This window comes from Solwaraspora sp. WMMD406 (genome assembly GCF_029626025.1).
GTDB lineage: Bacteria > Actinomycetota > Actinomycetes > Mycobacteriales > Micromonosporaceae > Micromonospora_E.
Genome location: NZ_JARUBF010000001.1, coordinates 3,759,819 through 3,781,857, shown reverse-complemented (window position 1 = coordinate 3,781,857; position 22,039 = coordinate 3,759,819). Strand labels below are relative to the sequence as shown.

General features: G+C 70.6%; 17 protein-coding genes. 10 read left to right on the top strand and 7 right to left on the bottom strand.

The window, feature by feature from the left end; all coding sequences use genetic code 11:
* Nucleotides 1–15 precede the first annotated feature (15 nt).
* The 9 genes from O7632_RS16810 to O7632_RS16770 are packed head-to-tail and all read left to right on the top strand — an operon-like array spanning nucleotide 16 to nucleotide 11,911.
* Nucleotides 16–2,340, top strand: coding sequence for a hypothetical protein (locus tag O7632_RS16810; RefSeq protein WP_278115453.1), 2,325 nt, complete (start codon nucleotides 16–18; stop codon nucleotides 2,338–2,340).
* Nucleotides 2,337–4,502 carry an ROK family protein gene (locus tag O7632_RS16805; RefSeq protein ID WP_278115452.1) on the top strand — a complete coding sequence of 722 codons (2,166 nt, stop codon included), beginning with the start codon at nucleotides 2,337–2,339 and terminating at the stop codon, nucleotides 4,500–4,502. Before O7632_RS16810 ends, O7632_RS16805 begins: the two co-directional genes overlap by 4 nt.
* Entirely contained in the window at nucleotides 4,499–6,178 is a 1,680-nt protein-coding gene (locus O7632_RS16800) for a hypothetical protein (protein WP_278115450.1), read from the top strand. The genes O7632_RS16805 and O7632_RS16800 overlap by 4 nt, the downstream gene beginning before the upstream one ends.
* Nucleotide 6,179: 1 nt before the next feature.
* Complete coding sequence (locus O7632_RS16795; RefSeq protein WP_278115448.1) at nucleotides 6,180–6,884, top strand: HAD-IA family hydrolase; 705 nt, start codon at nucleotides 6,180–6,182, stop codon at nucleotides 6,882–6,884.
* 29 nt (nucleotides 6,885–6,913) lie between these two features.
* Nucleotides 6,914–7,681 carry an ABC transporter ATP-binding protein gene (locus O7632_RS16790; RefSeq protein WP_278115446.1) on the top strand — a complete coding sequence of 256 codons (768 nt, stop codon included), beginning with the start codon at nucleotides 6,914–6,916 and terminating at the stop codon, nucleotides 7,679–7,681.
* A 4-nt stretch (nucleotides 7,682–7,685) separates the two neighbouring features.
* A complete protein-coding gene (locus tag O7632_RS16785) occupies nucleotides 7,686–8,507 on the top strand; it encodes an ABC transporter permease (protein ID WP_278115445.1) in 822 nt (273 codons plus the stop codon).
* Nucleotides 8,508–8,515: 8 nt separating this feature from the next.
* Entirely contained in the window at nucleotides 8,516–10,039 is a 1,524-nt protein-coding gene (locus tag O7632_RS16780) for a glycosyltransferase family A protein (protein WP_278115444.1), read from the top strand.
* The gene (locus tag O7632_RS16775; protein ID WP_278115443.1) at nucleotides 10,015–11,058 is read left to right on the top strand and encodes a Gfo/Idh/MocA family oxidoreductase; all 1,044 of its coding nucleotides are present in this window, start codon (nucleotides 10,015–10,017) and stop codon (nucleotides 11,056–11,058) included. The genes O7632_RS16780 and O7632_RS16775 overlap by 25 nt, the downstream gene beginning before the upstream one ends.
* Before the next feature lie 10 nt (nucleotides 11,059–11,068).
* A complete protein-coding gene (locus O7632_RS16770; protein WP_278115442.1) occupies nucleotides 11,069–11,911 on the top strand; it encodes a sugar phosphate isomerase/epimerase family protein in 843 nt (280 codons plus the stop codon).
* A 131-nt stretch (nucleotides 11,912–12,042) separates the two neighbouring features.
* On the opposite strand, the gene O7632_RS16765 is transcribed toward O7632_RS16770, so the two are convergent.
* The 5 genes from O7632_RS16765 to O7632_RS16745 all read right to left on the bottom strand — a co-directional run bounded on the left by O7632_RS16765 (nucleotide 12,043) and on the right by O7632_RS16745 (nucleotide 16,662).
* Nucleotides 12,043–13,002 (bottom strand): hypothetical protein, encoded by a 960-nt coding sequence (locus O7632_RS16765; protein ID WP_278115440.1) that lies wholly within the window; start codon nucleotides 13,000–13,002, stop codon nucleotides 12,043–12,045.
* Nucleotides 13,002–14,339, bottom strand: coding sequence for a choice-of-anchor B family protein (locus O7632_RS16760; protein ID WP_278115438.1), 1,338 nt, complete (start codon nucleotides 14,337–14,339; stop codon nucleotides 13,002–13,004). The genes O7632_RS16765 and O7632_RS16760 overlap by 1 nt, the downstream gene beginning before the upstream one ends.
* 202 nt (nucleotides 14,340–14,541) lie before the next feature.
* Nucleotides 14,542–15,300 carry a DJ-1/PfpI family protein gene (locus tag O7632_RS16755; protein ID WP_278115436.1) on the bottom strand — a complete coding sequence of 253 codons (759 nt, stop codon included), beginning with the start codon at nucleotides 15,298–15,300 and terminating at the stop codon, nucleotides 14,542–14,544.
* 166 nt (nucleotides 15,301–15,466) lie between these two features.
* A complete protein-coding gene (locus O7632_RS16750; RefSeq protein ID WP_278115435.1) occupies nucleotides 15,467–15,940 on the bottom strand; it encodes an NUDIX domain-containing protein in 474 nt (157 codons plus the stop codon).
* On the bottom strand, nucleotides 15,937–16,662 hold the full coding sequence (locus O7632_RS16745; RefSeq protein WP_278120118.1) for an XRE family transcriptional regulator: 726 nt from the start codon (nucleotides 16,660–16,662) through the stop codon (nucleotides 15,937–15,939). Before O7632_RS16745 ends, O7632_RS16750 begins: the two co-directional genes overlap by 4 nt.
* A gap of 169 nt (nucleotides 16,663–16,831) precedes the next feature.
* Here O7632_RS16745 and O7632_RS16740 point away from each other — a divergent pair, with 169 nt between their 5' ends.
* Nucleotides 16,832–17,704 carry a helix-turn-helix transcriptional regulator gene (locus O7632_RS16740; protein ID WP_278115434.1) on the top strand — a complete coding sequence of 291 codons (873 nt, stop codon included), beginning with the start codon at nucleotides 16,832–16,834 and terminating at the stop codon, nucleotides 17,702–17,704.
* 42 nt (nucleotides 17,705–17,746) lie between these two features.
* On the opposite strand, the gene O7632_RS16735 is transcribed toward O7632_RS16740, so the two are convergent.
* On the bottom strand, nucleotides 17,747–18,193 hold the full coding sequence (locus tag O7632_RS16735; RefSeq protein ID WP_278115432.1) for a hypothetical protein: 447 nt from the start codon (nucleotides 18,191–18,193) through the stop codon (nucleotides 17,747–17,749).
* 5 nt (nucleotides 18,194–18,198) lie between these two features.
* Nucleotides 18,199–21,987 carry a polymorphic toxin-type HINT domain-containing protein gene (locus tag O7632_RS16730; RefSeq protein WP_278115431.1) on the bottom strand — a complete coding sequence of 1,263 codons (3,789 nt, stop codon included), beginning with the start codon at nucleotides 21,985–21,987 and terminating at the stop codon, nucleotides 18,199–18,201.
* Nucleotides 21,988–22,039 lie beyond the last annotated feature (52 nt).

The window sequence follows — 22,039 nt, the reverse complement described above, 5'->3', positions numbered from 1 at the left end:
CACGGAGGTGACGGGATGACCCCGATCAGATCGGCCCACCACACACCGACCCCCGCCGTCGACGACCAACTGATGTGTCTGCGGACCCAGGTCACGGCGTCGTTCCGGCTGGACGTGGCACCGGACCTGTTCGCCCCCGGCGACGACGTGCTCGCGGCGGCGTGGGGCCCCGCCCGGCGGCTCGTCGTGGTCCTGGATCCGATGGCCGGGACGCGGGCCCGGCAGTTGACCGACTATCTCCAGGCCGCCCGCGCGGCCGGCCGGCTCGACGACTACCTGCTGGTCGAAGCGACCGACCAGGACGCCGAAGGACTCGGTGCCTGCGACGACGTCGTCGAGGCGGCGACCCGGGCGCAGTTGGGCCGCCGGGACGTCTTCCTGGCCGTCGGCGGTGCGCGCATCGGCGAGATCGTCGCGGTCGCCGCCGCCTCGTACCGCCGGTGGACGCCGGCCCTGCGGGTCCACCACGACCTCGCCGCCACGGTCGCGGCCGTCGGCCACGGCGTCCGCGTCGGGCTCAGCGACGCACCGGTGAGCGCCCTGCAGCGGGCCAGCCACGTCATCGTCGACGAACGCGCCGTTCTCGCCCACCGCCCGACGGACGTCCCGGCTCGGGCCGCCGACAACGCCACCACGCTGCTCCTCGGCACGCTCGACGGCCAGGTGCTGGACCGGATGGCGCAGCACGGCGTCGCCAGTGACCAGGCCCGCGCCGAGGCTCTCGCCGCGGTCGTCCGCCTGGTCGACCGGATCGGACCCGGACAGGCCATGTGGCGGCTCGGGTCCGACTGGCTCGCGCTGGCTCCGGCGGCCGTACCGGCGCACCTGCGCCGGATCTGGTCGATCCTGCTCGCCGCGCGGGTCGCGCACCGAATCGGGGTGCTGGGCACCGATGCGCTGCGGCGGTTGACCGGGACGGCCACCGCCCTGCACCCGGAGATCGCCGGCGACGTACTGACCGCCCTGCCGGACAGCGCGGCGGTGCTGCGCTGGTCGGCGAGCCGCAACGCGGTGGCCGGCGGCACGGTGGCGGTGCCGCTGCCCACCGACGGTGACGGAGGTGAGCTCGTCGCCGTGGAACGGACCCTGCTGACGACCACGTTGGCCGGGCTGCCAGCGGTGCCCGACAGCGGCTGGGCCAGAAGGAGGTCGCGCGCACAGCGGCACCCGCTGCGCAGCGAGCCGCGGTCGGGGCGGGTGACCCGGGCGAGTTCGCAGATACAGGTACCGGCCAGCTTCCCGGTCCGCTTCGCCGACCGGCTGATGGACCCGGAGAGCTGGGCACTGGCCGATCTGCTGCCACCGGGCGGACAAGCGCTGGTCGCGGTCGACCCGTACACCCCGCGTCAGCTGGCGACCGTGCACCGGTTGCTGGCCCGCTACCAAGCGCACGGCTACCTGTCCCGGTTCACGATCGTGCCGGTCCGCGCCACGGACCGGGCCAAGACCCTCGATCAGGTCGGCCGGGTGCTGCACGCCGCACAAGGTCTGGGCCTCGGCGGCGACGACCGGATCCTCGTCGTCGGCGGTGGCACCGTGCTGGACATCGTCGGATACGCCGCCTACCTGTACCACGGCGACACCCCGTACGTCCGGATCCCGACCACGCTGGTCGGGATGATCGACGCCGGGATCGGGCTCAAGGTCGGCGTCAACGTCAGGGGCCACAAGAACCTGCTCGGCGCCTACCACCCACCGCTGGCCTGCGTCTGCGACACCGAGTTCCTGCGCACCCTGAGCGCGGCGGAACTGCGGTGCGGCCTCGCCGAGGCGATCAAGATCAGCGTCGTCTGCGACAAGTCGCTGTTCGAGCTTATCGAGCAGCACCACGGCGACCTGGCCGCCGGGGTGCACACCCCGCAGGTACGGGCGGTGCTCGACGGCTCGATCTCCACCATGCTGCGGCAACTCGAAGCCAACCCCTTCGAGGAGGAGCTACGCCGGTTGCCGGACTTCGGCCACGAGTTCGGACACATGCTCGAGGCGGTGACCCGGTTCCGGCTGCGGCACGGCGAGGCCGTCGCCATCGGCATGGCCCTGTCGTCGGCCATCGCCGCCCACCTGGGCCAGCTGTCCTGGTCGGATCTGGACCGACTGCTCGATCTGCTCCAGGCCGCCGGACTACCCATCCACGACGACGCGTGCGACCCGGACCTGCTCTGGCGCAAGCTGCGCGACGACGTCGTGCCCCACAAGGGCGGCAAGCTGCATCTGGTCGTCCCCAGCGCGATCGGCGTCGGCGAGTTCATCGACTCGCTCGACGACGTGCCGGTCGATCTGCTGCGCACGGTCTGCGCCGAGCTGCGTGACCGGGTCCGTACCGTGGGAGGTGTGCGATGACCGCCAGCATCGTGGTCGACATCGGAGGAACGACCACCCGGATCGGCGTCCACCGCGACGGTGCGCTGCTGCCCGGCACGGTGCGCTTCCCCACCCCGAAACTGGGTGCGCGGGACCGGCACCTCGACCGGATCGCCACCGAGGTCGACCGGCTGCGGGCCAGCCACCCCGACCGGCTGCGTCGCGTCGGCGTGGCGATCGGCGCCACCGTGGACTCCGGTGGCGTCGTCCGCAACGCCAGCATGCTCTGGCACGAACCCAGCACCGGATTCGACCTGGCCGCCGCGCTGCGTCAGCGGCTCGACTGGGCCACCATCGAGATCGCCAACGACATCGCGGCGGCGGCGTGGCGGTACCGGCGGTTGGGCCGGTTCGCGTTGGTCACGATCAGCACCGGCGTCGCCGTCAAGGTGTTCGACGACGCGTTGCCGATCGAGTCGAAGCTGGTGCAGGACGCCGACGGGCTGGGCGGCGAGGTCGGACACGTCCCGGTCAGTTCGGGGCCACCAGCGGCGCAGCTGCCGTGGTGCGAGTGCGGCAACACCGGCGACCTCTGCTCGTACGTCGGCGGACCCGCCACGGTCCGCGCCACGGTACGGCAGGCCACCGCCGACCCGACCGGATGGCGGGCGTCCACGCTCGCCACCATCACCGCCGGGGATCCCGAGCGGATCACGGCCGAGGCGATCGCCACCGCCGCCAACGACGGCGACGCGTTCACCACCGCGGTGCTGGCCACCGCCACCCGGCCGCTGGCGCTCTACCTGCTGCAGCTGTCGGCGCAGCTGGGCCTGCGGCAGGTCGTCGTCATGGGCGGGTTCGCCCGGGGAGTCGGCGAGCCGTGGTTCGCCGCGCTGCGGTCCCACCTGCGGGAGTTGCTGCCCACCGGCGGCTGGTTCACCGGCTGGACCGCCAGCGACGTCGAAGCGCTGGTCTCACCCTCGCTCGACGACGACGACAGCCTGATCGGCATGGGCCGGTTCCTCGACTGCCTCGGTGACCGGGCCCGCGAACTGCACAAACCGATCGGGGCGAGCGGCGTGTCGCTGCGCGGCTACGACCGACCCCGGTGTGGGCGCGAACAATTCGTCGCCGAGATCTCGTACGCCGGCATCTGCGGCACCGACCTGCAGATCCTGCGCGGCGAGCGCGGATGTGAGCCGGGCGTGCTCGGCCACGAGTGCGTGGGCCGGATCGTCGAGGTCGGCGCGGACGTCACCGATCCGGCGGTCGGCTCGGTGTTCACCGTCAATCCGAACCATCCGTACGACGAGCACGACAAGCTCGGCCACAACCTGCCGGGAGTGTTCCGGCAGGTGGCGGTCTGGGACAGCCACTTCGCCGCCCGGGGGCAGCTGATCGAGCTGCCGACGGCACCGACGGCGGCCGGCGTGCTGGTGGAGCCACTGGCCTGCACGGTGCGGTCGATGCGCCTCGCCGGTGAGCACGACCAGTGGAAGGGTCGACGGGTCCTGGTCATCGGGGCCGGTGTGTCGGGCCTGCTGCACGTGCTACTGGCCCGGCGGTGGGGCGCCGACCAGGTGCTGCTGGCCAACCGGGGATCCGGCCGACTGGTCACTGCCATCGATCGCGGCGTGATCGACGCGGTCGACTGCGCCACGCTGGACGACCGGCTCGCCGGCTGGGTCACGGCACGCACCGGCGGCGCCGGCGCCGACGCGGTGATCATGACGACCGGCGGGGACACCGGCCCGCGCACACTCGCCACCCTGTGGCCGTGTCTCGCTCCCGGCGCCTCGGTCCACCTGTACGGCGGGTTCCTGCCCGGGGCGGTGATCCGGACCCCGGACGGTCAGGGTCTGCCGGCGCAACCGATCCGCAGCCGTGGAGTGCGGCAGCCGGTCCGGCTCCCGGGCGGCGGCGAGGCGGTCCTCGTCGGGTCACGCGGCGCCGACCGGGACGACTTCCAGGCCGCGATCCAGGCGAGCTTCACCGACGCCGGCGGAACGCTGGATCTCGCCCCGCTGATCAGCCACGTGGTGTCGTTGGACGCCGCGCCAGCGGTGCTCGACGAGCTGACCGTCACCGGACGACTCGGGGGCGAGCCGGCGTTGCGGGTCGTGGTGGACCTGAGTGAGCGGGGCCACTCCGTGCGACGGATGACCGCTGGCGATCTCCCGGCCTGGGACGGTGCCCGGTGACGACCGTCGAACGGACGACCATCGAGCGGACGACCACCGGGCGGCGGCCCGCCGGCACCGCCGCGCCGCCCACCGAGTCGGCGGCGTTGGCGGAGCTGTCCGCCGGCGAGCTGTGGTCAGCGGTGCGGCGAGCGGCGGCAACGGCGCCGACGGCCGGCCCGGACACCTCGACCGGACGCGAGAGCGTGGCGGATCGACGTGTCGCCCCGGACCGACGCGTCGCCGCTGCCCGGCTGATCACCGAACGGTGCGTGCTCGACGGCGTACCCCGGCTCGGCTGGGTCACCCCGGCGGCCTGGCCGGAGGTCGCCCGTACGGTGGCGGCGGTGCGCGCGGGCCTGACGGGCCGCGCGGACCACGCCGGACCGTGGCCCGGCGGCGTGCTGGTGCTCGGCACCGGCGGGTGGAGCTTCGCGGCACAGGCCGTCGCCGAGTTGCCCACCCGCCAACGGGACCTACGGGTGCTCGACGACCTGCGTCCGCAGGCCATCCGCGCCGCCGTGGGCCACCGATCCGACCACGCCCCGTCGGCGTACCTGGCCATCTCGGCGTCCGGCGGCACACTGGAGACCAGCCACCTGGCGCGGGTGACACCCGCGCTGACCGGCCGGACGGACCGGCCGGTGGTCTGGTTGCGGGACCGGGCCGGGCCGGGAGCCTTCCCACTGGCACCGGGCGGCGACCCCGAGCATGTCGCGATGCTCGGAGCTCCGCTGTCCACCGGCTTCCTGGTCCCGGCCGCGTTGACCGCACCGGACCAGCTGCCGGCGGCGTACGGCGACCTGCTGCGCGACCACCGGAGTCTCGGTGCCCGGGCGGCGGCGCTCGCCGTCCGGGCACCGGTCACCGGTACGGTCCGGATCTTGCTGGTGCCACCACGCTGGGCCGGCGACGGGCTGCGGCGGTGGCTCACGCAACTCGGCCGCCAGGTGCTGTGCGGCAAGTCGACGACGTTCCGCCCGTGGGTGGACGTGGCGACCGGTCCGACGCGCGTCGAGGCGACGGACCCCGGCGACGCGGACGTCGTCCTCGACCTCGACCGACATCCGGTCGGACTGGCCGGGCTGATGTCCGCCATGTACACCGCCGGGGTGTTCGTCGCCTGCCTGGCGCTACGGGCCGGACTACGGCCGGTGGAACACACCAACGTGACCGCGTACAAGCGCCTGCTCGGCGTGACGTCCGGGCAGCCGGCCGCCGACACCGGCCGCCGGGACGCCGATGGGCTCGGCGCGGCGGCGACCGGCGCGGCGCTGCCCCAACTGGCGGCGGCCTGGCTGGCTGACCGCGGCGGGATCCACCGGCTGCACGTCGTGGCGTACGGGCAGGTCGAGCGCCTGCCGTCGGCAGCCACGTTCGCCGCCGCTACCGGACGCCGGTGCGAGGTCCACACCGGACCCGCCTGGAACCACCACTCGTTTCAGGCGGTCTTTCCCGATCCGCACACCGCGGTCGTCGTGGTCGACGCCGGCCCCGGCCCGGCACCGGACGCGACGGATCCGCTGCGGGCCACCTCGCAGGCGCTGCACGACGTGGCGGCCGCCACCCACCGCAGCCTGGCCGGACGGAGCCTGTTGGTCACGGTGTCGGCCACCGGGACGACCCGATCGGACGGTGACGGCCACGGCCACGGCCACAGCCACGGCGACGAACACCCCACATCGGATGGAGGCTGACATGCGCGCGGTGCTGTTCGACGTCGACGGAGTCCTGCTCGACACCGGCGCGTTGTTCGCCGACATCTGGCGTGACTGGGCGCTGCGACACGGCCTGGACCCGGCCACGGTGTTGGTCGAGACGTACGGGCGGCGCAGCGCGGACACCTTGCGGTCCGTCGCGCCCCACCTGGACCCGGATCGGGAACGGGCGGCGCTGGACCACGCCGTACTGGCCAGGATCGGCCAGGTCCGCCCGGTCGACGGCGCCGCCGCGCTCCTGCGGACGCTGCCGGCGGTGCCGTGGGCGATCGCCACCTCCGGCAGCGAGTGGTTCGTGCGGCGTTGCATGAGCGCCGCCGGCCTGCCACCGCCGCCGGTGGCGGTCTTCGACGAAGACGTCCAGCGTGGCAAGCCGGCACCGGACGGATACCTGCTCGCGGCGCGACGGCTCGGCGTGGCGCCCGAGGACTGCGTCGTCGTCGAGGACGCGCCGCACGGGGTGGCCGCCGCCCGGGCGGCCGGCTGCCGAGTCGTCGCGGTGACCACCACCCACCGGCCGGTGCAACTGAGTCAGGCCGACGCCTGCCGATCCACCCTGGCCGAGGTCGGCGTGCTGCTGGCGAATCTGGCCACGGCCCAGCCCGCCACGGCGTCGGCGACAGCCAAGCCTGCGACGGCCACGGCGTCGGCGACGGCCGCGCAATCACGTCAACAGCCGACCTGATGGTCGGCACCAGCGAAAGGAGCACGACGATGAACACCACACCGCTGCTACGCGTCACCGGACTGCGCAAACGGTACGGCGACCGGATGGCGGTCGACGGCGTCGACCTGACGGTCGCGGCGGGCCAACGCGTCGCCCTGGTCGGCCCCAACGGCGCCGGCAAGACCACCACCCTGATGTCCTGCCTCGGCGCGGTGCGACCCGACGACGGCGTCGTGGAACTGCTAGGCCAGCGGACCGTCCGAGGTCGGCGGTCCGTGCTCGACCGGGTCGGCTACGCCTCCGGCTATCTACCCCTGCCCACCCACATCAAGGTACTCGAATATCTGGTGATGTACGGCCGGCTGTACGGCTCCCGGGATCCGAAGGGACAGGCGCTGGCGGGCCTGCGCCGGTTCGGCATCGAACACCTCGCCGGCCAGCAGGGCACCGAACTGTCCAGCGGACAGCGGACCTTGGTCGGCATCGTCAAGGCGACCATGCACGACCCGGCGCTGATCGTGCTGGACGAGCCGACCGCGTCGCTCGACCCGGACGTGGCGCTGCGGGTCCGCAACGAGCTGTTCGAACAATGCCGCCAACGGTCCACCGCTCTCCTGGTCACCAGCCACAACATGACCGAGGTCGAACGGCTCGCCGAGCGGGTGGTGTTCCTCGCCGCCGGCCGGGTGGTGGCTGACGAAGCCACCGAGGTCATCGCGGCCCGGCTCGGCCAGAACACCCTCGAAGACGTCTATCTGCACCTCAACGCCGAAAAGCAGGCCACGGCCATGACCTCGACCAGCCCCGGAGCGTGACCCCGTGACCGCTACCACTCTGAGTCCGCCGGTGGCGTCGCTACGGCGTACCGTCGCCGTGGCCAGCCGGCACATCCACGTCACCCTGCGCAACCCGCCGCGCCTGTTCGACATGGTCGTCTGGCCGGTCGTCGACGCCGTGCTCTACGGCTCGATCGCGTTGTTCATGCAACAGCAGGCACCCACCGGTGCCACCCGTACCGCGCTGACCGTCATCGCCGGCATCATCATGTGGCACGTCGTCTACCAGGCGCAGATCGCGGTCTCGTCGGGGTTCAACGAAGAGGCGTGGTCGCGCCAGCTGCCGAGTCTGCTGACCACCCCGCTGCGACCGGTCGAATGGCTGGCCGGCACCGCGCTGCAGGGAATGCTCAAGGTGGTGATCGGGGTCAGTTCGGTCACGGTCGCCGCGGTCGTGCTGTACGGGTTCGACCTGGCACCGATCGGGCTGGACATCCTGCCGGTGATCGCCCTGTTGCTGCTCAACGGCTGGGCGCTGGCGTTCGTCGTGATCGGCCTGGTGCTGCGCTTCGGCGCGGCCGCCGAGGCGCTCGTCTGGGGGCTGCTGTTCGTGGTCCTGCCGCTGTCCGGGGCGCTGTATCCGACGAGCGTGCTGCCCGGCTTCCTGCAGCCGCTGTCGGCGCTGCTGCCGCCCCGGTACGTGTTCGACGCGGCTCGGGCGGCGATGACCGGTGACGGCGCGACCTGGGGGCAGCTGGGTGTCGCGGCGTTCGCGACCGTGGTGTTCATGACGCTCGCGCTGGTCTTCACCTCGGCCATGCTGCGCACGTTCCAGCGGCGCGGCTTCATCAGCCGTTACCAGTAGGTCAGGCGATGGACCCGACATACTTCCAGCTGATGTGTCGGCCGGGACCGGCCGCAGCGGTGGCCGGCGACGCGGGACCGGCCGCAGCGGTGGCCGGCGGCGGAGGTGCCGCCAGCCACCGCGACGGCGCGGCGGACGGGGTGACCGTGCTGGTGCCGACCTACTCGCCGGTCGTCGGCGATCGGGTGGCCAGGCTACGGCGGTGTCTGGACAGCGTCGCGCGCTCCGCCACCGGGCCGGTCTCGTTCGTGGTCGTCGACAACGGGCTGACCGCTGCCGCCGCCGGGCAGATCGGCAGCTACCTGGCCGGCACCGGCCGGCCGTACCTGATCGTCGACGCCACCGCCGCCGGCACCGCCCGGTCGATCGGCGGGCGGTCGCGGTACACCGCCGCGGCCGCCCGTGACGCCGGGCTCGACGCGCTGGCCGCGCTGCCGGACAGCTCGCCGGTCCGCCGGCGCCACCTGCTGTTCCTCGACGACGACACGGCGCTGGCACCGGACGCGCTGCCCGCGCTGACCGGGGTCCTGGACCGGACCGCGCGGGCCGTCGCCGCCTGCCCCCGGGTGGTGCCGGTGGCCGACCCCGGCCAGTGGCTGGCAAGCGGTGCGACGGCCGGCCACGGCCGGCCACGGCGGCTGGCCGGGGCGGTCCACGACGGACGGTACGACCTGCTGTCGGTGACCGCGTTCGGCTCCCTGGTCACCGGCAGGACCGTCGGCCTGTTGACCCGTCAGGCGCCGGTCCTCGACCACGTACGGCGGCGGGGTCCGCTGTTCTACCCGGACACACCGTACGGCAGCAGCGAGGACATGCTGGCGATGGCGATGCTGTCCCGACTCGGCGAGCTGTGGTCCGTGCCCGCCGCGCTGGTCGCCGACGAAGCACGGGACACTCCCGGGGCCACCAGATCGCAGCAGTACGCGTGGGGGTACGACCACGCCTGGCTGGCCGGTGCCCTGTCCCGGGCGGGGGTGCTGGCACCCGGACTGCACGTCCTGCACTGGTCCGACGGGGCGTGGTGCCAGACCCGGCTGTCCTGGGCCGGCGGCGGGACCGGTGTGTTGATCAACCCGGACGAGGTGGCGTTCGGCTACCAGATGCTGCGGGCCGCCGCCGACGCCGGGACACTGCCACAGCTGTTCGACGGGCACGCCGGTCAGCTCCGCGTCGGGCTGGACCTGCTCGGCCGGGTGTTGCGCCGCTGGCGCGGCGACCGGCCGGCGGCCCGCCCGCACCGTCGGGACGACCTGCCGGCGCTGGCCGACCGGCGCTGGGACAGCCTGCGTGACGGTCTCGACGCTCTGCTCGGACACCTGGCCGGCAACATCGCCGGCAGCGCCGGAAACCTCGCCGCCAGCGCCAGCGACACCGCCGGAAACGCCGGCACCCACGTCCTCTACGGGGCCCGGCAACCGGCAGCCGATGCCGCCGTCGCCGTCCCCGCCACCACCCACCGCAGTCCATCGTCGTCGATCAGTGCAGCATCGATTGGAAGGAGCATGCAATGGTCTACCAGATCGGCATCGTAGGAGCCGGCGCGCTCACCCGCATCGCCCTCGCCCCCGCGCTGGCCGCCATGCCGGACGCCCGGGTGGCGGCGGTGCTCGACCCGGACCCGCTGGCCCTGCGGTCGGTGGCCGACCTCTGCCCCGACGCGCTGCTGACCACCGACGTGGAACGCTTCTTCGCCACCGGGTTCGACGCGGTCCACATCGCCACCCCGAACCACCTGCACGAGCCGTACGCGCTGCGGACCCTGCGCGCCGGGATTCCCACCATCGTCGACAAGCCGCTGGGGCACACGGTCGAGTCGGCCCGGGCCATCGCCGAGGCCGCCGACGAGACCGGCACCACGGCCCTGGTCGGTTACATGGCCAAGCACAACGCCGCCAACATCGAGGCGGCGCGGCTGGTGCGGACCGGCGCGATCGGCGAGCCGCGGGCGATGGTCGCCGCCCGGCTGGGGTGGCGCAAGTACGACTGGCGGGGCCGGCGCAGCGAGGGCGGGCTGGGCTGCCTGGCCGATCTCGGCATCTACCCGGTGTTGACGGCGGTCGACCTGTTCGGCGCCGACCCGGTGCGCTGCCAGGCCACCGCGTACCCGATCGACGATCCAGAACGCACCGAGCTGTACGCGCAGGCGACGCTGTGGTTCGACGACCAGCGGTACCTGCACCTGGAGACGTCGTTCACCTTCGACCAGCAACCGGCATCGGCCGAGGTGTCCGGCTACTCGCTCGTGGGCACCGAGGGCATCTTGCAGGTCAACGGTGGTTGGGCGATGAACGGCGGCGGTACGGTCGACTACTGCAACGGCACCGGCTGGCACCAGTCCAAACTGGTCACCGTCGACCCGTACGTCAGCCAGTACCGGACGTTGATGGCGTGCGCCGCCGGTGCGCCCGTACCGCCGGAATTGAGCCTGCGTCGCGGTGTCACCGACGTGGAGATCCTGTACGCGATCGCCGACGTCGCCGCCACCGCGACCGGGCCGGTACCGATCCAGGTGGGGACGGCCGCCGCGTTGGCCCCGGTGTCGGGGCGCTGACGTGCGGCCCGTGCTGCACAGCTACGCGCTGCGCGACTATCCGCGCGAGCACGTGTTCCGGGTGGCCCGGCTACAGGGCTGGCCGGCGGTCGAGCTGGCCGCCTGCCATTTCGACAGCGCGGATCCGGGCGCGGAGCTGGTCCGGGCGGTCGAGCAGGCCCGGCAGGCCGGCCTGGCGGTGGAATGCGCCGGCTACTGGGGCATGTTCGCCGACCGGGACGAGCGGGTACGGCGGGCCACCATCGATCGGGTCCGTTCGATCATCGACGCGTGCGCGGCGACCGGCGTGCCGATGATCAACGGCTCCGGCGGCTGGCTGGTGCACGACGCCGCACGGTGGGACGAGGACTGGCGGCGCAACGGCAGCGCGATCGCCACCGACGACGACTACGACCGGGTCGCGGCCGCCTACCAGGAGGTGGCCGAGCACGCCGCCGGCCGCGGTGTCCGGATCGGGGTGGAGATCCATCCGAACACGGTGCACGACACGGCGGCGGCGACCGCCCGGCTGCTGCGCCGCGTCGACCGTCCCGGGATGACCGTCACCGTCGACCCCAGCAACGCGGCGGCGTTGAGTGTCGCCGACCGCGAACCAGGGATCCTCGGTGTGCTCGACGACTGGCCGGTCTACTTCCATCTCAAGAACTGCGTGGTTCGGGGCGGCGTGGCGGACTTCTCGGTGGACGCCGCCGGCGGCGAGGTGGACAACCATCGTTGGCTGCGCTCGCTGGTCGACTCCGGACGCTGTGACGCGGTGAGTGTGGAGTACTGCGGTACCGGTGATCCGCATCCCCGGCTGCTGGCGTCGCGCCGCTACCTGGACGAGACGCTGCGGCTGATCACCGCGGCCTGAGGCGCGGCGGCGCAGGCGGCGCGGTGGGCCGGGCCGGTGACGGCGGTACGGGTACGAGGTCGTACCCGTACCGCCGACGGCCGTCGGACCGCCGCCGGTCGTCCCGCCGCCGGGCCCGGTGAGCGGGGCGGTCAGTACGCGGTGAGGGTGAACTCGGCGGTGCGGACCACTCCCCCGTGCTGGAACTCGAAGTACAGCTGGTAGGTGCCGGCCGACGGCACCGCCACGGCGAACGCCACCACCGAGCTGGGGGCGGTCGCGGGTGCCGGGTGGACGTGCAGGTAGCCGAGGTCACCGTGGCGTACGGCGACCAGGTGTCCGTACGCGCCGAGGTAGGGCTCCAGGTCCGGCACCGACGCCCCGTCACGTCCCAGCCAGACGAGTAGCTGGCTGGCCTGCCCCGGCCGCAGCCCGCCGTCGAGGGTGACCGTGTAGCCGTCGACCAGCACCGTCGCCTCGTCGGGTGGCAGCGGTTCGCGGAGGGTGAACTCGCCGGTGACCAGCAGGTCGACGCCGAGGGTGACAGGTGTCTGCTCGCCGGCCGGGACGAAGTCGGCGAACGCCCGGTAGCTGCCGGCGGACGGCATGGTGACCGGCACCCGCCACGTGCCGTCGGCGTCTTGGGCGGGGTGCAGATGCTGGTAGCCGCCGAAGTCGCGGCCCACCAGCACCAGGTGCAGGTCACGTTCGTGGTTGCGCTGGTACGCGGTGACCGGCTGGCCGTCGGGGCCGGTGATCTGGAACGCGAGTTCGCCGGGGACACCGGCGGCGGTCGGTGCGCCGGACAGCACGAGGGTGTAGCCGGACTGGGTCACGCTGAGTCCGCCGACGTCGTGGCCGGCGTGGGCGGGGCTGGCTCCGGCGCTTCGGGCGGGGGTGCCGGCGGGGGCGGTCGCCCGGCCGGCGACGAAGGCCGCCGCCGCGAGCACCACGAACAGGGCGACGACCCCGACCCGCAGGCCCCCGCCGGATCGGCTGGTAGGCGCGGACGGGTCGGCGGCCGGTAGGTCAGGGGACGCGGATGACGGGTCGACCGACCCCGCTGGCGTCGCGGCCGGCGGGATCGGTCGACGGGTGGATCCGACGGTCATCAGGCGGGGATCCGACGGTCGACGGTCACCGGCCGGTCTGCCGCCGACATCATGGTCGGCAGGTTCGGGCGCAGGACGAACAGGCCCTGCTCGATCCCGGAGACCACGACGGTGCCACTGGCGAAGTACGGGTAGACGCTCCACGCCCCGTTCATCGAGGCGGTGTTACTCGACGGGTAGATGTCGAAGTAGCCGGCTTCGGTCAACGTACCGCTGGAGACGTTGCGCAGGTCCAGGATGCGCAGCCCGGCCCGGTAGTTGGCCTGGTAGCTGTAGTTGCCCTTGACGTACTGGTTGTGGTCGGTGGCCGCCGCCGACGAGGTGTGGGTGCCGATGTGCCGGGGCGCGTCGAGGTCGTACAGGTCGAAGACGAAGGTCTTGGTGCCGCCGCCGCGTCGGGTCTCGTCGAGTTCGTCGTCGAGCAGGAAGTAGCGGTGGTTGTCGGTGAGCCAGCCCTGGTGGGTGTACTGCCGGCCGGAGTACGACGCCCGGACGATCTGGCGTGGGCTCGACTTGGAGGTCACGTCGACGATGGTGACGGTGTCCTCGTTGGAGTTGACGCAGATCTCCCGCCCGGTGTATGCGCTGTCCGGTCCACGGTAGACGACGCACTGGGTGTCGTGGGTGTAGCCGTCGGAACTGACGCAGCCGGCGTAGACCGGCGAGGTCGGATTCGCGATGTTGATCATGTGCGGGCCACCGCTGCAGGTGTTCGACCCGACCGCGTACGCGTAGCCGGTCTGCTCGTTGATCGCGATGTTGTGCGAGTTGCCGAACCGGCTGTAGTGCGCGTTTGCGGTGAACGTCTGCGGGCTGGTGACCGTGCGCAGCCGGGTCAGGTCGAACACCTGCATGCCGTGCCCGCTGACGTCAGCGACGATGAAGGCGTGGTTGCGGTACACCTTGATGTCGCGCCAGATCGCCGTCCGGTTCTGGTAGGCCGGCAGGTTGCCGAGATAGACCGGCGCGGCCGGGTTGGAGATGTCGACGAACGAGGTGCCGTTACGGCGCCCGACGATCGCGTACTCCTTGCCGGTCGACGAGTCGGTCCAGCCCCAGATGTCGTTGGCCTGGCTGCCGCCCATCTGGCTGAGCGGCAGGAAGGCCAGCAGGTCGACGTTGCGACACGGGTAACCGCTGGCCTGCCCGCCGCTGCAGGTGACCTGGGCGAGCGGCGCCAGGTCCTGGGTCGGCTCCCGTTGGGCCATGAACTCGACCGCCGTGGCGCGCCCGGCCGGCGTGTCCGGGTCGTGTGCCATCGACGCGCCGGGCAGGCCGGCGAGCAGGCCGCCGACCATCGCCAGTGTGACCGCCGCTGTCGTCCATCGGGTACGCATCCGGGCCTCCCCTGCCGTCGCTGCGTCCGCCGATCCGCGCGGCAGGGCAGGCGGGGTCGCGCCTACGGCCCGGGGGATCGACTCTTGTGATGAGCGTGCGGCGTCCGAAGTGTCCGGTCAAGGGCAGCGTGACATACCTTTTTGCTCATACCGAACAATCGTTAAGGCGATACGGCGGGGAATCCGATCGGAAACGCTGCCGTCACGCGGTCCAGACGGTGCCGCGCGCCTGGTATTCGAGCACCTCCTCGGCGCGTACCGCCAGGTCGGCGCTGACCCGGCGGCGGACCAGATGCAGGGCGAGTTCCAACCCGGAGGTGATCCCGGCCGCCGTCACCAGGTCGCCGTCGTCGACCACCCGGGCGTTCTTGACCACTCCCCCTCGGGCGGTCAACTCGGCCTTGGCGCCGTTGTGGGTGGTGCAGGGCCGGCCGGTGGTCAGTCCGGCGGCGGCCAGGATGATCGCCCCGGTGCACAGCGACGAGATGATCAGGCCGCGTCGCCGGGCGTCGGCGAGCGCACGCGGCAGCACACCCCGGTTGATCTCCGACCAGATCCCCGGGCCGTCCGGGCGACGGAACCCACCGCCGGGTACGACGATGATGTCGGCGGCGCGGGGCGACCAGCCGTGCTCGACGGCGACCTTGGTGCCGAACGCGGCGGTCACCATTCGCGGCCCGTCGACGTTGACGTAGGTGGTCTGGACGGCACCGCCGCTCATCCCGCCGGCGAGGGAGAACACCTCGTACGGGCCGATGAAGTCCTGCTCCTCGGCCCCGTCGAACATGACGATCTGCACCCGGAGCGGGTGTTCCGGCGTCGGCTCGCGCCAGCCAGCGGCGCTGGCCGGCGCGGTAGCCGTGCTCGCTGGCGCGGCGGACGCTGCCCCCGGCACGACGGCCCCGGCGAGCAGTCCGGCGCCCGCGACGGTCGCCACCCCCAGCATGTCCCGACGGTCCATCTGTGACCTCTCTCCACTGATCCGCACCGGCGCTCGCCGGCCCGGCGAGGTCGGCTGCCGCGTCGCCTCCGGCGGGTACGACGACCGCCGTACCGACACATTGGTCGGCGAGCCGACTGCATTGGTTCCCGCCGATGTTTTGCGAGGTTCAGGCCCCGACCGGCGACTATCCGAGGTACGGGGTGGTCCGCTGTTCGGCGTGGTGGCGCAGGCGCAGCCGTACCGTGTCGTGGATCGGGAGGTGGTCGAAGTCGGCGGGGTCGACGAACCGGACCTCGGTCGACTCGTCGCTGACGGCGATGGTGCCGCCGACGATCCGGCCGAGATAGGTGACGTTGAACTGCTGCCGGACTTCGCCGTCGGCGTAGGCGATCACGTGATCCGGGTCGGTGTAGACGCCGAGCAGAGCGACGATCTCGATGTCGAGACCGGTTTCCTCCCTGACTTCACGGATGACGCACTGCTGCAGCGTTTCACCGACGTCCATCGTGCCGCCGGGCAGTGACCAGTTGCCGGAGTCGGCGCGACGCTGCATCAGCACCCGCCCGCGATCGTCGGTGACGATCGCGGATCCGCCGGGAACGATGCTGTTGGCGCTGGGCGCGTCCGGGTCGCGGTAGTGGTCCCGGCGGCGGGTCACGACACCTCCTGCGGCGGGTACGGGGTGCAGGTCTGCCAGACCTGTTCGAACTGGTCGGCGTACGCGGCGAAGATCCCGTGCGGCGACAGCTCCCGCAGGTGCAGGGCCGGATGCTGGTAGCCGCGCGCCCGGTACAGGTGTGGAGTGACGATCATCTGGTGGTCGAAACGAAAGACCGAGTTGTACAGGTGCACGCCGTGCAGACCGATACGGACACCAGGCACATCATGCAGCGGTTCGCAGAAGTTGAGCGCGTTGCGAATGCGACCGGGTAGCGTACCGCCGATCTGTTCGAGGTCGTCGCGTTCAGCGACGTGCGGGCAGTCCGGGTCGGCGAACGCCATCCGGACCCGGGCACCGCTGGCGCACTTGTCGACGATGCGGTTCATCGTGTCCGGCAGCATCTCCATGATGAACGGGTACGCGTAGCCGAGCAGGTCGATCTGCTTGGTCGCGCCGGCCAACAGCGAGGTCCACACCTGGTGTGGAATGTCGGCCCGGTGTGCGTAGGCACCGACGACCTCGGCGGTGCTGTCCGCTCCAGCGGCCAGGTCCGGCCGCACGCGTGGCCAGAGATCGGCCTCGTCTTCCCCGAGTGCGTCCGCAACCGCCAGCCGGGTGCGTTGGTGCGGGATCCGGCCGGTGAGCCAACGGTTGACGGTCTTGACGTCAACGCCCACCGCAGCGGCCAGGGCTGCGCTGTCCAGTTGGGCTCGCAGCATCGCGGAACGCAGACGTTGACTCACACCGCCACGGTACCGGACACGATAGGGACGTTTCAGGGCCACTAATGTGGCGGCAATAACGTCCGCTGGGACGTTTCAACGTCCCGTCCCGGCTCCTACTGTGTGGCTTCGCAGATCACGACATGCGCACACAGGGAGACCAACGGTGACCGCACCCATCTCGAACTCGTCGGTGCCGCGCCGCCGGCTCGGCCAGGAGCTACGCAGACTCCGCGAACGGCAGGACCACGTGTCGCCGACATCGCCGGCTGGCATGTTGCGGTGGCCGGCAATCAAGCTGTACCGGATGGAGCGCGGCGAAATGCCGGTGCGCGCAGAGGACGTGGCGCTGCTCTGCGAACTTTACGGCGCTGAACCCTCGATGACCGAGGCGCTCGTCGGCCTCGCCGCCAAAACCCGGGAGAAAGGCTGGTGGCACGACTACGCCAGCCTGCCGCCGGGGTTCGACGTCTACGCGGGGTTCGAGGAGACCGCGAGTCGGTTGCGCATCTTCCACATCCAACTCATCCCCGGCCTGCTACAGACCAAGGAGTACGCCACCACGGTCATCGATGCGAATGTCAGCAACGCGCACGTCACTTACGACGTTGTCACTGCCCAACTCGCTCGGGCGAGCGTTCTGACCCGGATTTATCCGACGCCGCCAGATGTCGACGTCGTCCTCGACGAATCCGCACTGCTTCGTACGGTGGGAACGCCCGAGATCATGGCAGACCAACTGCGCCGGGTCGTCGACGCAGGCCAACTACCCAACGTCTCGGTCCGCGTCCTGCCGTTTGCCGCAGGACTACCTGCCGGTACGGCAACCTGCACGCCCTTCACCATCCTCGACTTCCCCGATGCGAGTGAACCCACCATCGTCCACCACGAGATGCTCACCGGCGCGCTCTTCCTCGACAAGCAGACCGAAGTCGACCTGTACGCCCAAGCCTACGACAACATCCGCTCGGCCTGCCTGAGCGAGGACGAGTCGCGAGAATTGCTCCTCACCGCAGCGAGGACCGCCAGCAATTCCTGAACATCTACCTCGCAGCACTGATTCACTAAGAGAACGTCTGATTCACGTATTTGTCGGTGATGCGGGTTTAGCCGTATCGCCAGGATTCGGCAAATCGAATACGTACCGATTTGCCTCCCTGTCAAAAGTGACGGCGATATCTCTCTTGGGAAGCCCAAACTCAGCAATAGCCCAGCCGTGTATCGCCGCCGCGAGCCCTTCCTCCTGAAAGTCACAATCGTTATATCTAATTTCTTGGACCACAACCGTTATTCGCTCCCCCGAGCCGGTCGATGCAATCTCAGTCGAAAGCAGCCCTAGCCCTCTCGCGAGCATGTCCATAACGTCGCGCGAAAGTCCGGCACCTTGTGTGGCATCCGCAAGGAAGACGCCTTCCCCGAGGGGGACAGCACCATCGCTGCCCCCCTCGCCCTTGAACGCATCAGCCGTGATTGAGATAAAGATTCCCCACGACGAACGAAGCACTCTGTAGGTGTATGTGCTACCCAAGTCCATCACCCGAATCCCAATAAGTCGAAGATCCCCGATGAAAAGAAGTGTTCGGTTCCCCTGGCAGTGGGTCTGGAGATGTAGTCGAGCCCATGCCCAGCGTTGCCGCCCCACAAGAGGCTATTCTGCTCCATGAAGGCTGTCGCCGCATCATCCGACATCGTCCCAAGATGCGCTTGCCTAAGCCCGGCCAGCGCTCTGTTGTCGATGGAGAATCGCATGATTTGGGCGCCCGGCTTGTTGGCGGCGTACGCGACTACCTCCGCTTCACGACCCCACGCGTACACACCCGGACCAAAGTGCGCTCGCTCAGGCGCGGTCGGGAAGGGATGCCCTCCAGAACCGAGACGAGCAGCGTCATCCGCACCCTGGACCGTAAAGAAATCCGTCGTTCCGCAGTTGTGGACCAGGACGGGCGTGTCCCCGGCGAGCACATAGTACGTGTGGATGTCGGCGACGGTGAGGTTGTGGACGGTGCGGGTTTCGGTCCATTGGCGGACGGCGCTGATCTGGACCCAGGTGCCGGCCGAGGTTTGTAGTAGTTGGCCTGCTTTTAGGTTGGTCGCGTCGACCCATTCCTGGAGTTCGGGGACCCAGAAGGGGTGTTTGTCGGTGGCGACGAGGGTGGCGGTCGGCTCGTTGTCGCCGGTTTGGAGGGTGACGGAGACGAGGTTCTTGTCGCCGTGACCGGTGATGGTGTCGGTAACTTGTTTGGGGGCGGTCTCGCCGGTTTCAGGGTCAGTGGCGAGGACGGTGTCGCCGATTTTGATCTGTTCGATTGGTTTGGTGGTGCCGTTGGCGAGAAGGACGGGTGTTCCAGGAGCGAAGCTGTTGCCAGGACCACAAGAGCGACTGGGGCTGTTTTGAGGAACGTAAAGTCCTTGGATGGGCCCATCTTCAGCAACAGAGATATCTTTGATTTGCGTCTGCGTATCCGACCTATGCTTGACGGTCTGCCCCCCGACCTTGGCCGGCACATTGGTCGACTTCTTGCTTGCGCCAGTGCTGGTATTTCTGGGGGTCGGCTTGGTGGGCCGAGAAGGCGCAGCCTTACTTTGGCCTTGTTGACGGAGAGCCTTGAGTTCCTGTGTTGTGAGGGAGCTCGAGATGGAGCTTCCGCGTGCCGGTGCTGGCGGCCTGGCCGCGGCGGCTCGTCTGGCAGCGCTGGGGCGAGGTGCGCCTCCAAGGCCGAACGTGACACCTCCGCCTCGAGCCGCGGCGGCCCCTCCTCCGGCCCCAGCCACTTCGATTCGACGGAGGCCATCGGCATCGCTAAACGAAATCGGGCTGTTTCCTGCGTATGCGTAGCCATTCATCGACTGCGGATCGCCCAGATCCATGATGGGATCCACGGAGATGAACCGACCGAGGGCGGGATCGTACTGGCGTGCGCCTATGTGAGTCAGGCCCGTGGGGTCCTTGGTTCCGCCGACGAAGCCTTTGTCGCCGGGCCAGTTGGTGGGTGCAGTGCCACGGGTGTCGCCGAAGGGCAGGGTGCGGCGGTGGGTGAGGTCGAGGGTGGTGGGGTCGATGGCGATCTGGTGGGTGCCGTGGTGGTCGGGGATCAGCCAGGTGAGGCCGGTGACGGTGCGGACGGCGACGGTGGCACCGTTGTGGTGGTAGTAGCGGGTGCCGTCGATCTGGCCGTTGGCGTTGGTGCGGCGGAGTTCGGTGTGGCCGAGGTAGAGGGTGGTGCCGGTGGCGTCGCGGCGGAGGAGCCGGTTGCCTGAGGTGTCGTAGACGTAGGTGGTGTCGAGGCCGGTCTGCGTGGTCGCGGCGAGACGGCCCTCCGCGTCCCAGTAGAGGGTTTGGGTGACACCGTCGACGGTCCGCTGCTCGGTGTGCCCGCCCGTCGTGTAGGTGAAGGTGTCGGTGCGGGTGGTCTCACCGTCGTAGTCGACCTCGTCGACGGCGTGCGGGTGGGGGCTGGTGGGGGTGGGGTAGGTGTAGGTGGCGGTGGTGGATCCGGTCGCCGTCCAGGTGGTTTCGGTTTCCCGGTTGCCGGTGGCGTCGTCGTATTCCCATTGCTGCCGGTAAGGGTCGGCGCCGGTCCGTTGGGGGGTGGTGCAGGGGGCGGTGGTCTGGGTCCAGGCGTCGGTGAGGCGTCGGAAGTTGTCGTAGATGAAGCATTCGGTCTGGTCCGCGACACCTGCTGTTTTCCCGGCCATGGAGGTGATGTTGCCGGCGGGGTCGTAGGTGTAGGTGGTGGTGGCCGCGTCGTCCCAGGTGTTCGGGGTCGTGGGGTGTTCGGTGTCGACCTGGGAGGCGGCGAGGCGGCGGGTGCCGGGCTCGACTGGTGAGGAGACCCGTACCCGGTCGGCGCCGGTGCCGAGGATGCGTTGGGCGATCTGGCCGTCGTAGTGGTAGCTGGTCGCGGCGACGTAGGTGTCGTTTTCGGTGGTGAGGGTGGTGGGTAGGCCGGAGGCGGTGTGGTAGCCGTATTCGATTGTTTCGGCGGGGAGGCCGCCGACGGCGGGGATGGTGGTGGTTTCAGGGGCGCCGTTGTCGTGGTAGCTGTGGCTGGTGGTGTAGGTGCCGGCGAGTCCGGTCTCGGCGGCGGGGATGGTGACGGTGGTGCCGAGGGGTCGGTAGCCGTCGTCGTAGGCGGTGACCGCACTGGTGTAGGTGTCGGCGCCGATATGCCGGCTGGACGAGGTCAGCAGACCGGCTCCCAAGGTGTCGTAGAGCCAGGAGGCCCGCAGGGTGCCGGTGGGGTTGTCGTCGCGGAGTTCGGTGGGGCGGCCGAGGGTGTCGTAGCCGTACCAGAGGGTTTCGCCCCGGCCGTCGGTGGTGGTGACCAGCTGCCCGGCGTTGTCGTAGACGCTGGTCGAGGTGCCCGCGTCCGGGTCGATGGTCTGCCAGCGGCGGCCGAGCAGGTCGTAGTCGTAGGTCCATTGGTTGTCGGCGGGGTCGGTGACCGAGGTCAGTTCGTCGCGCAGGTTGTAGCCGTAGCTGGTCTCCTGGAACGCGGTTGCCGTGGTGGCGCCGTCGTGCTGCCGTAGGTGGGTCAGCCGGCCCCGGACATCGAGGAGGGTGGTGGTGGGGGTGCCGCCGGCGGGTGGGGTGACGGTGACCCGGTCACCGCCGTAGCCGGTCACGGTCTCCCACTGCAGGCTGTCAGCCGACCAGAACTGGTCCCGGGTCGCCCGCCCGGCGCCGTCGTACACGGTGCGGGTCTGGGTGTCGACAGCGGTGTCGGCGAAACCGACCAGCGTCCCGGTCGGACCCGAGGCGTTGTTGTAGAACGTCGACGTCTTGACCGGCAGGCCCCGGCCGTCGTACCGGGTGTCGACGATGGTCCGTTTGCCGTCCGGGGCGGTCGCCTGGGTCTGGCGGGGGCGGAGCAGCCCGTCGGAGATGTCGAACGCGGACACCACACCGCCCGTGGGGCTCAACGTTTTGGTCTGGATCGTCGCCGGCGCCGTCAGGGAGACGGTGTACACGTATTCGGTGTCCGGAGTCTCGTTGGTGCCGCGTTCGGGTGCCCACACGTGGGTGAGCCGGCCGAGAGCGTCGAGCCACGCCGTGGTCGTCTTGTCGTTCGCGTCGACCGCGCTGGTCGGCAGCCCACGGGTGGTGTCCAGGGTGACCGTCGTCTCGTGGCCGGCCGGGTTCGTCGTGATCACGGTGCCGAGCAGGTCGTTGTTGTTGTGGACGTAGGTCGTGGTCGTCTCCCGGCCCAGGGCGTCACCCGCCACCTCGATCCGGCCCCACGTGTCGTAGTCGGCGGTGGCGACCATCACCCAGTCCGGACTCCCACCGGTGAAGTCGGCGACCTGCTCGACACGGGTCACCTCGTTACCTAATGAATCCCGAACGGCCCGCCGTGGACCACGGGATGCCTGC